Here is a 12310-nt window from a genome sequence, read left to right as displayed (position 1 = left end):
TGCAAAATTGGAAGGCGTTCAGCCTGGTTTAAAACGGAGGCACTTTATGCTTGATTCCGTGGCAGCACGCAAAGCCGTACTTCTGTTGGTGGACGATGACCCGGTCAACCTGCGTGTCCTGGCGAAGCTGCTGCAGCCCGAATACGAGGTATTGGTGGCGACCGATGGGGCTGCAGCGCTGGAAATTGCGGCGTCCAATCCCATGCTAGACATAGTATTGCTGGACGTGGAGATGCCGGATATTGATGGCTATGCTGTGTGTAAGCGTTTGAAGAGCGACGCAGCGACCCGCCATATTCCGGTCATTTTCGTCACGGCCAAAAGCGCACCTGATGCGGAAGAGTATGGTTTGTCCATTGGCGCCGTGGACTATGTTGCCAAGCCGTTTACACCCAGCGTAGTGTGTGCCCGCGTCCATACCCAACTGCGTCTGCGTGGCTTGATCTCGGAGTTGGAGGATGTAAACCGCGCTTTGAATGAGAAGCTGACGTTGTTGCAAAAGCAGCACGAAATGCTGGCGTGGTATTCCACTGAGTTGGGTGAGGTCAAATCGCGGCAAAAGCTATTTGCGCAGGTTTTTGAAAGTACCAGCGACGGTGTGATCATCACCTCCAAAACGGGCGAGATCCTGGCTGTGAACGCATCATTCACCGCGATCTGCGGGTACACCGAAAGCGAGGTTCTCGGCCGTAACCCGCGCATGCTGAAGTCCGGGCGCCATGAGCCCGTCTTTTTTGAAATCATGTGGGAGCGCATTACCCGTCTGGGCTCGTGGACGGGCGAGATTTGGAACCGGCGTAAGAGCAACGAAGTATTTGCGGAGCTGTTAAGTATCAGCACGGTGTACGACGATGAGGGGGAGGTGGCGTGCTACGTGGGCGTATTCAGTGATGTGTCTCGCTTCAAGGAAGTGCAAGACCGCATGGAGTTCCTTACTTGGCACGACGCCGTGACAGGTCTGCCCAATCGTTCTCTGTTTTCAGACCGTCTTGTGCAGACTTTGGGGTCAACCGCTTCGCCCACGCTGAAAGGCGCGGTCATGGTGTTTGATATTGAAAATTTCAGCGACTTGAATGCTTCACGCGGCATGCAAATGGGTGACGATGCGCTTGCCCGCATAGCCCAGCGATTGACAGAGGGTTTGGAGCATGGGCTATCTCTGTCCCGCTTGGGCGGGGCCCATTTTGCAGTTCTTATTCCCCCCGTTTACCCGGATAGCGCCACTGCTGCGCAGCACGCCGGTGAGGCTGCGTTGCGCATACGGCGGGTTTTGCATCGGTTTTCGGAGGAAATGGAATCGGATCTGTTCCACTTGCGGGGAACTGTAGGTGTGGCAATTTATCCAGAGTGTTCGAACGAGGTAGCCGGTGAAATCGTTCGGCGGGCCGAGAGCGCCAGACGTGAGGCCAAAGCAGCCGGCGGAAATACCGTTACTTTTTATGAGCGCGGAATGGGCGAGGCAATCGAGGGCAGGCTAAAGGATGAACATTCTTTGCGGGTCGCCATTGCGAAAAGTGAGCTGCGCGTCTTTTTGCAATCGCAAGTGGATGGAAATGGTGCCATTCAGGGCGCCGAGGCATTGGTGCGATGGCAGCATCCGGTGCGTGGACTTCTTGCGCCCGGGCTCTTTATTCCGCAAGTGGAGTTTTCGTACCTGATCGTCGAGTTGGACCGCTGGATGCTGACAGCGGTGTGCCGGCTGCTCGCTTACTTGGATACGCATGGCTGCAAGCTGCCCATCTCGGTCAATATCAGCCCGCGCCATTTCAGAGAGGCCGACTTCGTAGAGTTTGTCAGCGGCTTGCTGCGCCAATACCAGATACGCCCAGGAAGATTGGTACTGGAAGTCACCGAGGGCATGATGCTCAACGATGTGCCGCAGGTCATAGAGCGTATGAATGCCTTGACGGAGCTGGGCTTGCAGTTCTCCATCGACGACTTTGGAACGGGCTATTCCAGTCTGGCGTATCTCAAGCAACTGCCCGTACGGGAGTTGAAGATTGACCAGAGTTTTGTGCAAGGCCTAGGCGTCCAGGCAAGCGATGCAGCCTTGATTGAGGTCATTTTGGACATCGCTTTGCGTTTCCATCTGCATGTGGTTGCCGAAGGTGTGGAAACCGAGTCGCAGGCGGATTTCTTGCGCCAACGCGGTGTGCCTTCCATGCAGGGCTACCTTTTCTCGCGGCCCAAGGGCGTACGCGAATGGCTGCAGCGCATTGGCTTGACCAGCAGCGAATGGGATTGACGCGCGTGCTGCGGCTGTAGGTGTATTTGCTATTGAAAGTGTAGCTTCCAGCGTAGGTAATACCTGCGCTGGAGGCTACTTTTGCGTGATTAGATACATGCCTCAGATTGCAACCATGTGCATGAACGGTTGTGGTGGTGTGTCTGAAGCAAGTAGCTGATCCGGCACTTTTGTGTTGAATTCTGCAGCCGAGGCATCAGGCAGGTCGGCCGGCAGTCGGAATGCCATCCATCAGATTGTGTTTATCAAACGCTACGCGGGCCATCGCCACCAGCTGGTTCTCGGTAGGGTGGTCTACCACTTCGTAGCCGACGATCTGCGGGGCGATAAGGGGCCGGTGCTTTTCGGCGTAGTGCTTGAAGTCGGCGGTGGCGGTGTGTGAGCCGGTGATGAGCGCCTGCTGGATGCCCTGCAGCGCGTCGCAGACTTCGCCGAAGAACTCGTGCTCGGTGCGTACCGCGCTGTTGTGCTGGGCGGTGGGGTGTTTGTGGGCCTGGATGCGCTGTGACAGCACCTGCTCGGCATCAAATTGCACTACCAGGGCGGATTGGTGGTCGGTTAGAACGACAGCGTGGAAGAGTGGCATATCAAAGTTTCCTTTCAAAAATGGAGGCACAGGCCACGCAGCGCAGGGCTTCGGGCTCGATCAGCAAACGTGCAAACGGGATGGGTTTGGCGCAATCCACGCACATGCCGAAGTTGTCGTCGTGCAGATGCTGTTGGGCGCGGCGCACTGCAGCCAGTTCTGCCGAGTCCATATCGGACAGTGCGGCTTCTACTTCGCGCTCATTTGCGTTGGCCGGGTAGGCGCTGCTGTTTTGCGGGCGTTCTGCCAGTTGCGGGGCCAGCTCGGCGAGGTCTTGCCGGTGCTCTGCCAGTTCTACTTCCAGCGCCCGCCGCCGCGCTTGCAAGGCGTGGTCTAGCATGGCGCGTTGTTCAGGTGTGAGGTGTTGCATGGTGTGGCTCCTTGGTCCTGATGTTCCTCGCATGCCCAGGTGGGCACACTGATGTAGATCAAGGTAGGGCAAAAGCGCCGCCATGTCTGTTCGTTAGACCCCATAGCGGGCGATGGGCATATCTGCTCCTTGCCGGAAGTGCTATTTAAAACGTAGCTACTTGCGCAGTAGCTGCCTACGCAAAATGGGTTTTAGGGCGTATTGTTATAGCGTCGCACTAAAGTGCCCCGGGTGCGATACTTACCGCCCTGAACAACAAGGAGACCCATCTTGCAATACCGTCCTCTCGGCCGCACCGGCTGGAATATTTCGACCGTCAGCTTCGGCGCCTGGGCCATTGGCGGCACCTGGGGCGATGTGGATGACGCAGAGTCCATGGGTGCGCTGCACAAAGCGCTGGACATGGGCGTGAACTTCTTCGACAGCGCCGACGTGTATGGCGATGGCCGCAGTGAGCGGCTGCTGGCCCAGCTCAAGCGTGAGCGCAGCGAACCCTTTTACATCGCCACCAAGGCCGGGCGCCGCCTGAGCCCGCATGTGGCGGCTGGCTACAACCGCGAAAACCTGACCGCCTTTGTCGAGCGCAGTCTGGTGAACCTGAACACCGAAGCGCTGGACCTGCTGCAGCTGCACTGCCCGCCAACCGAGGTGTTCTACATGCCCGAAGTGTTTGGCGTGCTGGACGACCTGGTGAAGGCCGGCAAGCTGCGCCACTACGGCGTGAGCGTGGAGAAGGTGGAAGAGGCGCTGAAGGCGATCGAATTCCCCGGCGTGCAGTCTGTGCAGATCATCTACAACATCTTCCGCCAGCGCCCGGCCGAGCTGCTGTTCGAGCAAACGCAAAAACGCGGCGTGGGCATTCTGGCGCGGCTGCCGCTGTCCAGCGGTCTGCTGAGTGGCAAGCTGAGCAAGGACAGCACGTTTGCGGCCGACGACCACCGCCAGTTCAACCGCGAGGGTGCAGCCTTCGACAAGGGCGAAACCTTCTCTGGCCTGGACTACAACGTGGGCCTGCAAGCCGTGGACGCCCTGCGCCCGCTGGTGCCCCAGGGCCAAAGCATGCCGCAGATGGCGCTGCGCTGGATCCAGATGCACCCGGCGGTGACTTGCTCCATCCCCGGTGGCAAGCGCGCCACCCAGGTGGCCGACAACGTGGCCGCAGCCGACCTGCCGCCGCTGACCGACAGCACCATGCAGGCCATCGCGGGCGTATACGAGCGCTTTGCCAAGCCGCTGGTGCACCAGCGCTGGTAAGGCTTGGCGTCTTCTGCACTTGCTATTAAAAAAATAGCTGCTGGCGCAGGTGCTATCTGCGCGAGAGCCCAATTTTCTTTGATTTCCTAAGGCACAGCACCGCTGGCCGCTGGGCGCGGGGCCAAGGCGTCCGGCCGGCCCGGCGCAAACGTGGTCACGGTCGCTGCTTGCACGGGCGGCGACGTCTTGCGCAGGGCCGCCACTTGGCCCGCTGTGGCCACGCCACCCTGGTTGCCCCAGCTGGTCTGGATGAAGCTGACGACTTCGGCAATGTCGGCATCGCTGAGCAGCCCGGCGTACGGCGCCATGGTGAGGGCCGAGGGCGCTGTCTGCGTGGCGGGCATGGCGCTGCCGGACAGCACGATCTTGATGCTGCTTGAGGCGTCCGCAGTCTGCAGCAGCGCATTGCCGGCCAGCGCCGGGAATGTTTTGGCAGCGCCCTCGCCGTTGGAGCGGTGGCAGCCGGCGCAGCGGTCCAGGTAGATTTGTGCGCCACGGCTGTTCACCACGCCGCTATGCAGCTCCTGCGCCACGCGCGGGTCGGCCACATACGGTGCTGGCTCGGGCGTGCCGGTGGGCAGGGACTTGAGATACAGCGCGATGCTGGTCAGGTCGGCGTCGGTCAGGTGCTGGGTGGAGTGCGCCACCACGTCGTTCATGCCGCCAAACGAGGCACTGCGCTGGCTGCGCCCGGTTTTCAGAAAGTCCACGATGTCGCGTTCGCTCCACCGCGCCAGGCCGCCGCCGTGGCTGTTGCGTAGCGATGGTGGAACCCAGCCGTCAACCGCGCCGCCGCCGGCTAGGTAGATGCTGTTGCCGGTATCGTTCAGCGCCTTTTCCTGAAAGGCCACGCCGCGCGCCGTGTGGCAGGCGCCGCAATGGCCCAGGCCCTGCACCAGGTAGGCGCCGCGCAGCAGACTCGACTGCGGGCTCTGCGGCACGCTCATGGGGGCAGGCGCGGGCGCAAACACCATGCGCCACAGTGCCAGCTGGAAGCGCATCGACAGCGGCCAGGGGATGTCGGCCTTTTTGTTCGGCGTGGGGTCGGGCTGCACGCCGTGCATAAAGTAGGCGTACATCGCCTGCATATCGTCTTCGCCTAGCCGCGAAAACGAGGGGTATGGCATGGCCGGGTAGACGGTGTAGCCGGCCTTGGTGACGCCGGTGCGCATCAGCTTGGCGAAGTCTTCATAGCTCCAGCTGCCGATGCCTGCAGTCTTGTCGGGTGTGATGTTGGTGGAGTAGATCGTACCTATGGGCGTGACCATCGGCAAGCCACCGGCAAACGGCTTGTCCGGCGTGGCGCTGTGGCAGGCGATGCAGTCGCCAGCGCGGGCCAGATAGGCGCCCTTGGCAACCAGTTCCGCATCGACAGGGGCAGCAGCCTGCACTGCACCTGCGCTGAGCGCCACAGCCATCGCTGTGGCTTGGAGCAGGGTGGTGTGGGCCATCATGCGTCCACCACGGGGCGGGGGTCTTTCAGGTACTGCTCGCGTATCGCCTTGGCCGCCCAGTAGGTCAGGGCGGTGGCCAGGCCGGTTGGGTTGTAGCCTATGCCCACAGGAAACACGCCGGAGCCGACGGCAAACACATTCGGCACGTCCCAGCTTTGTAGGTAGCGGTTCAGTACGCTGGTTCGGCGGTCTTCGCCCATGGCTACGCCGCCAGCCCAGTGGGTGGTCTGGTAGGCGCGCAGGTCCAGGTGGTCGCCAAAGTTCTTCTGGCTGACCTTGATGGAGTGTGGGTTCATCGCCTTGGCCACTTTCAGCATCTCGCCGGTGACGTAGCGGCTCATCTTGATGTCGTTGTCTTTCCAGTCGAAGGTGAAGCGCATCAGCGCCTGGCCGTAGTGGTCGGTGTAGGTCGGGTCCAGGTCCACATAGCAGTCGCGGTAGACCATGTTGGCTCCGTGCACGTCGAAGGACACGGTGTTGAGGTAGTTGTCTTTCACCGCCTTCTTCCAGCCGGCGCCCCAGTTCGGCGTGTCGGTGGGCACCGGTATGCCTCCGATGGGCTTCACGCCGGCCGGGTTGCACCAGGCCGGCGCGCCGCCTACAAAGCCCAGCGGGCCGTGGTCGAAGTTGTCGGCGTTGTAGTCGTCCACCGCTACGCCCGTGCCGCCAGCGCCGATGAAGGGGTTGGTGTTGGTGCCTGGCGGGAAGAACATCTGCACCGTGGACATCATCTGGTAGGCGATGTTGCGGCCCACCACGCCTTCGCCACTCACCGGGTCATAGGCTTTGCCGATGCCGGAGAGCAAAAACAGCCGGGCGTTGTTGTAGGCAAAGGTGCTGGCTATCACCAGGTCGGCGGGCTGCTCGAAGCTCTTGCCGGCGGCGTCTACATAGGTGACGCCGGTGGCGCGCTTGCCGCTGGCATCCAGGTTGATGCGCAGCACGTTCGCGTCGGCGCGCAGCTCGAAATTCGCCACCTGCCGCAGCGCCGGCATGATGTTCACATTCGGCGAAGCCTTGGAGTAGTTGTAGCAGGCAAAGCCCGAGCAGAAGCCGCAGAAATTGCACGGCCCCATCTGGCAGCCATAGGGGTTGGTGTACGGGCCGGAGGCGTTGGACGAGGCACTGACGAACGGATGCAGGCCCACGTCTTTGGCCGCCTGCATGAACAGGCTGGCGGTGTAGGGCACTTTCTGCGGCGGCAGCGGAAAGTGGTCGGAGCGGTCGGCCTCGAACACATTGCCTTCGCCGACCACCTGGCCCTTGACCTTGTAGGCGCGGCCGGATGTGCCAAAGACTTTCTCGACAAAGTCGAAGTGGGGCTCCAGCTCGGCGTAGCTGACGCCGAAGTCCTGGATCGTCATGCCGTCGGGGATGAAGTTCTTGCCATAGCGCTGGGTGTAGTGGGTCTTTAGCTGCAGCTCTTCAGGCGTTACGCGCCAGTGCTGGCCGGACCAGTGCAGGCCGGCGCCACCCACGCCTTCGCCGGGCTTGAAGGCGCCGATCTGCCGGTACGGCACGGCCACATCCGCCACGCCGTGGCGAAAGGTGAATGAGCTTTTGGCCATGTTCTGGAACAGCTTGCCGCGCTGCACAAAGGTCAGCTCGTCCAGGGTCGTCGGGTAGATGCCGTCGGGGTAGGTGTCGCGGTAGGGGCCGCGCTCCAGGGCCACGACTTTCAGGCCGGCCTCGGTGAGTTCTTTGGCCATGATGGCGCCGGTCCAGCCAAAGCCGACGATGACGACATCGACTGCGGGTTTTTTAATGCTGTCGCTCATAGCGGCCTTCAGGAACTGGACACCGGCGGCAGCGGGTACTTGGTGGCGTACTGGTCTACCCAGTCGATGTAGTCGCCGCGTGCACCCGGAAAGCCGACCATCTTCCAGGCCGCCATGTTCTTGTTGCCACCGTGCTTGGGGTCGCAGAAGTAGCCCTCGCGTGTGTTGGTCAGCAGCTGCGCGAAGAAGGCCTTGGGCGGCACCGTGCCTATGGCCAGCGTGCCGGCTTCCAATGCGGTGAGCACTGCGTCCTGCTGCGCTGGGGCAAGCCCGGTGAAAGGCTTGCCGTGTAGTTGTTGCATCGCCTGCGCCAGTGCAGCCAGCGCTTGCCGGTATAGCTCGCGCGGGCTCTGCGCCAGCTGGTAGCCGAATTCATCGGCAGCGGTCGGCACAAATGGTGCCTGCATGAACCATAGCGCGCCAAAGCCGTAGGGCTGGGCCATCTGCCGGTCGATGAACTCGGGCACACCGGCCTCTGTGGCGCTGGGGCCGGCGGCATCGGCTGGAATCAGGCGCTCCACCAGGGCCGACAGCAGCTGCCATTCTTGCGGGGTGAAATAGCCTGGGCTGTAGCTGGCAGGGCTGCTGCCCCTGGGGGCAGAGCTGGCCAGACCGAGTGTGCTGCCCAGGGTTGCCAGTGCCGGTGCGGTTTTGACCGCGCCGCGCAAAAAGCGGCGCCGCGAGGCGGAAATGCCAATCGTCTTCATAGCGGGTCCTGGTACGGTGCCCGTGGGGGAAGCACCTTTGCCTGTGGGGCCACGGTAGATGTCCCGTCGGCGGTCGGCGTGTGTGTTGGTGTGCACACCGATACTGGTTCAGTTGCTATGATAAAAATAGCTGCTGGCGCTGGAGAATTATGCGCGGCAGGCCTATTTTTGTTGTGCTGTTTTGTAACGGGTCGGGGTGTAGCGGGTCATGATGCAACCGCCCGGCTTGTTGCTGGCGCTCAGCTACTGATGTGCTGGGTAGGTTGCGCCAGCCGCTCCAGCACCGCGTCCAGGCCCAGCGGGCGGGCAAAGTAGTAACCCTGGCCGGTGGTGCAGGCCAGCTGTGTCAGGCGCTGGCATTGCTCGGCGGTTTCTATGCCTTCGGCCGTGGTGACCATGTGCAGGCCGCTGGCCAGGTCGATCACCGAGCGCACGATGGCGTCTGACTCCGTGCTGTCGCCAATGTGCATGACGAAGGAGCGGTCGATCTTCAGCTTGTTGAACGGGAAGCTGCGCAGATAGGCCAGTGAGGAGTAGCCGGTGCCGAAGTCATCCAGCGCGATGCGTATGCCGGCGCTGCGCAGCCGGTGCAGGGCGGCCAGCACGTCGTCGGTGTCGGCCAGAAAGACCGATTCGGTGATCTCCAGCTCCAGCCGCTGCGGGTCCAGGCCGGTTTTTTCCAGTACGGCCAGTATCTTGTCCACCAGCAGTGCGTCGTCAAACTGCCTGGCCGACAGGTTGACAGCCATCAGCAGCGCATCAGGCAGCTGGCGGGCCGCCTGGCAGGCGGTTTGCAGCACCCACAGGCCGATGTCGCAGATCAGCCCGGCTTCTTCGGCGATGGGGATGAATTCTGCCGGCGAGACGCTGCCAAATCGCGTGCTGGTCCAGCGCAGCAGGGCTTCCACGCCGGTCATGTGCTGGCCGGTGAGCGAGACCTGGGGTTGGTACACCAGGTTCAGATTGCCCTGCTGCAAGGCGTGACGCAGATCGTCTTCCAGCGCTATGCGGCGGCGGGACTTCTCGTCCAAAGCGGGTGAGAAGAAATGGGCCTGCCGCCGGCCACGGGCCTTGGCCTCGTACAGCGCTAGGTCGGCGTGGTGGAGTATTTCGTCGGCGTGCCGGCCATCCTGCGGCAGCAGGGCGATGCCTATGCTGGTGTGCGGCGTGCAACCTATGCCGGACAGGTTGCAGGGCTGCTCTATGTTTTGCATCAGGCGTTCGGTGAACAGGCGCACCTCGTCTGGCTGGGCGATGCCGTCGAGCAAGATGGCGAACTCGTCCCCGCCCAGGCGGGCCACCAGGTCGCGGGCCCGGATGGCGCCAACCATGCGCTGGGCTACGGTTTTCAGCAGCAGGTCGCCGTTGGCATGGCCGTGGGCGTCGTTGACGCGCTTGAAGTTGTCCATGTCTATGCACAGCAGGGCTGCACTGCCGGGGTTGCCGCCGTCTTGGCTACATAGTTGCTGCAAGCGGTGCTGGAAATGGCGGCGGTTGGCCAGTCCGGTGAGTGCGTCGAAATGCGCCAGGCGGTGCATTTCGTCTTCGGCATGCTTGCGGTCGGTAATGTCGGCGCCCACGCCGCGCCAGCCGTACTGCTTGTAGTCGGCCTGGCCTGCCGGGCCAAGCAGGAATACAGGCTTGGCGGTGAGCGCCCACCAGCGCTGCTTGCCGTTGAGCATGACCGGCACGACCACGTCGCGAAAGGGCAGGGGCGTAGCCAGCGCCTGCTGTAGTTTTTCCAGGTACTGGGCGCTATCGTCGGCCCCCCGGGGGTGCGCGGCCTGGGTGCGCGCTATCAGTGCAACCAGGTTTTTGTCAGAGTCTTGGTGTGGATCGAATTGCAGGGCCTTGGCCAGCCGGTTGGAGGAATGGCCCAACTGCCCGCTGTACGACAGCTCCCACAGAAAGTCGCTGGAGTTTTCCTCGAAGTCACGCAGCAGCAGCCCGACGATCTGCTCCTTGTGGGCGGCGTCGGCCTCCGCCACTAGGCGCGATCCGTACGACCGGGCCATGACCCGCACCGAGGCAACCACCACCAGGCTATACACCAGCAGCAGGCAGAGCAACACATGCGCGCCCGGCAGCGCTACGCGCAGCAGGCCGATGGCAGAACCCAGAGTCAGTATGCCTACATACGACATCGCCGCTGCGGGCACGGTCACCAGGGCAAAGCCACCTGCGCAGACCATGCCGCAGGAAATCATGGTCAGCATGTGCTGGTCTTGTGGCGCTGCCCCGGGCAGCAGCAGCGCGGGCAGTAGCCCCCACAAAGCACCCAGCCCCGCAGCGTGGCGCACTGCACGCCGCATCGCTTTCAGAGAGGCGTGGGGGCGGGGTGGACGGTCGCGTGTGCGGTACCAGGCCCGCAGGCCCTGGGCGGCAAATACCAGCAGCACCAGGAACCAGACCCACAGCCATTGCGCATGGGCGGGCATGCGGGACATGACGATGGTGGCATTGAACAGGTTGACCAGCATGGCCAACGGGGTCAGGCCCAGCACGGCCTGGAGTTGCTTGGCGCGGAAACTGGCGGCCAGGGGCTCGTCCGCCTCGTATGGCGCCATGAACCGGCGAAAACGTGCAAGCACGTTACGGATATGCAGTTCTGTCACGCTTGCCATCGTTGGAGATCTGGCGATCCCTTGGTGTTCATGTGCTGGAAATGGCAGCGGTTGGCAGCATTTCCGGCGCTGTTTACATTGTGACACTGGTGTAACGGGCCTGGGCAAGTACCTGACTGCGTTTGGATGGGGTACAAACCCTGCTTAGATAAACGGGAGACATCCATGGAACAGACGCGAGAGCACATCGGCTTCATAGGCCTGGGCCTGATGGGCCACGGCATGGCCAAGAACATTGTGGACAAGGGCTACGCGCTGACTGTCTACGCCCGCCGCCCATCGGCCGCGCTGGAGGATTTGCAGCAGCGCGGCGCCCAGGTGGCTGCGTCCCCACACGCCCTGGCCGCCCAGGCAACGCTTATTTTCTTGTGCGTGACCGGTTCAAAGGATGTGGAGGCGCTGCTGCGCGGGCCGAACGGCCTGGCGGGCGGCCTGCAACCGGGCGCGGTGGTGGTGGATTGCTCGACCTCCGACCCGGTGTCCACTGTGGCGCTGGCCGCCGAAATCGCCGCGCTGGGCGCCACGCTGGTGGATGCGCCTCTGAGCCGCACGCCCAAAGAGGCCTGGGACGGTACGCTGGACACCATGGTGGGGGCCGATGACGCCACCTTCGCGCGCATCCAGCCGGTGCTGGCCACCTGGGCCGGGCGCATCGTGCACATTGGCGGGCCGGGCGACGGGCACCGCATGAAGCTGGTCAATAACTTTCTGTCGCTGGGCTATGCCGCTCTGTATTCCGAGGCCATGACGCTGGCGCAGGCCGTGGGCATAGGGCCGCAGCGCTTTGACTCGGTGATCCGTGGCGGCCGCATGGACTGCGGCTTCTACCAGACCTTCATGGGCTATGTGCTGGAGGGCAACAAGGAGGCCCACAAGTTCACCCTGCACAACGCCTTCAAGGACCTGCGCTACCTGGAGTCCATGGCCGACGCGGCGGGCATCTCCAACAGCCTGGGCAATGCGGTCAAGAATTCGTTTGCGCTGGCCTTGAAGAACGGTGGGGACCAGGCCTATGTGCCCATGCTGCCCGAGTACATCGCCAAGCTCAGCGGCGTGGACCTGGCGCCGAAATAAGGCGGGCAGCATTTTGCTACTAAAGAGATAGCTGCTAGCGCAGGTGGGAAGTGCGCTAGCGGCATTTTTATCTTAAAAAATGCAGAGGGCCGGCGTGGGCCGGCTTTGCAGCCCGCGCAGCGCAAGTGGGGGCGACTGGGGTACATTTTGGCCATGAGCAGAATAGACCGCAGACGGCGTGTCAGTTGCGCCCAGACAAGCAAGCTACACCAGAGGCT

9 protein-coding genes are annotated in these 12310 nt (G+C 62.4%); 3 read left to right on the top strand and 6 right to left on the bottom strand.

Annotation, left to right across the window (positions count from 1 at the left end; translation table 11 throughout):
• The first annotated feature begins 46 nt into the window (after positions 1–46).
• Positions 47–2245 (top strand): GGDEF/EAL domain-containing response regulator, encoded by a 2199-nt coding sequence (locus tag AC4BBN_RS15930; RefSeq protein WP_490592981.1) that lies wholly within the window; start codon positions 47–49, stop codon positions 2243–2245.
• Positions 2246–2441: 196 nt separating this feature from the next.
• On the opposite strand, the gene AC4BBN_RS15925 is transcribed toward AC4BBN_RS15930, so the two are convergent.
• Both AC4BBN_RS15925 and AC4BBN_RS15920 read right to left on the bottom strand, forming a co-directional pair.
• Entirely contained in the window at positions 2442–2831 is a 390-nt protein-coding gene (locus tag AC4BBN_RS15925) for a hypothetical protein (RefSeq protein ID WP_490592980.1), read from the bottom strand.
• A 1-nt stretch (position 2832) separates the two neighbouring features.
• Positions 2833–3201: a TraR/DksA family transcriptional regulator gene (locus tag AC4BBN_RS15920; protein ID WP_490592979.1), complete on the bottom strand. Its 369-nt coding sequence runs from the start codon at positions 3199–3201 to the stop codon at positions 2833–2835.
• 270 nt (positions 3202–3471) lie between these two features.
• Between AC4BBN_RS15920 and AC4BBN_RS15915 the strand changes: the two genes are divergently transcribed.
• The gene (locus AC4BBN_RS15915) at positions 3472–4455 is read left to right on the top strand and encodes an aldo/keto reductase (protein ID WP_490592978.1); all 984 of its coding nucleotides are present in this window, start codon (positions 3472–3474) and stop codon (positions 4453–4455) included.
• Positions 4456–4541: 86 nt separating this feature from the next.
• Here the strand turns inward: AC4BBN_RS15915 and AC4BBN_RS15910 are convergent, their stop codons facing one another.
• The 4 genes from AC4BBN_RS15910 to AC4BBN_RS15895 all read right to left on the bottom strand — a co-directional run bounded on the left by AC4BBN_RS15910 (position 4542) and on the right by AC4BBN_RS15895 (position 11009).
• Positions 4542–5906, bottom strand: a complete 1365-nt coding sequence (locus AC4BBN_RS15910; protein ID WP_490592977.1) for a c-type cytochrome — start codon at positions 5904–5906, stop codon at positions 4542–4544.
• The gene (locus AC4BBN_RS15905) at positions 5906–7687 is read right to left on the bottom strand and encodes a GMC family oxidoreductase (protein WP_490592976.1); all 1782 of its coding nucleotides are present in this window, start codon (positions 7685–7687) and stop codon (positions 5906–5908) included. The genes AC4BBN_RS15910 and AC4BBN_RS15905 overlap by 1 nt, the downstream gene beginning before the upstream one ends.
• Positions 7688–7695: 8 nt before the next feature.
• The gene (locus tag AC4BBN_RS15900; RefSeq protein WP_490592975.1) at positions 7696–8394 is read right to left on the bottom strand and encodes a gluconate 2-dehydrogenase subunit 3 family protein; all 699 of its coding nucleotides are present in this window, start codon (positions 8392–8394) and stop codon (positions 7696–7698) included.
• 239 nt (positions 8395–8633) lie between these two features.
• Complete coding sequence (locus AC4BBN_RS15895) at positions 8634–11009, bottom strand: putative bifunctional diguanylate cyclase/phosphodiesterase (RefSeq protein WP_490592974.1); 2376 nt, start codon at positions 11007–11009, stop codon at positions 8634–8636.
• Between the two features lie 174 nt (positions 11010–11183).
• Here AC4BBN_RS15895 and AC4BBN_RS15890 point away from each other — a divergent pair, with 174 nt between their 5' ends.
• Positions 11184–12092, top strand: coding sequence for an NAD(P)-dependent oxidoreductase (locus AC4BBN_RS15890; RefSeq protein WP_490592973.1), 909 nt, complete (start codon positions 11184–11186; stop codon positions 12090–12092).
• The last annotated feature ends 218 nt before the right edge of the window (positions 12093–12310 follow it).

The organism is Rhodoferax sp. SPJ21 (assembly GCF_058216335.1).
The sequence above is the reverse complement of the archived record's forward strand: the minus strand, read 5'-3'. Positions and strand labels throughout refer to the sequence as shown.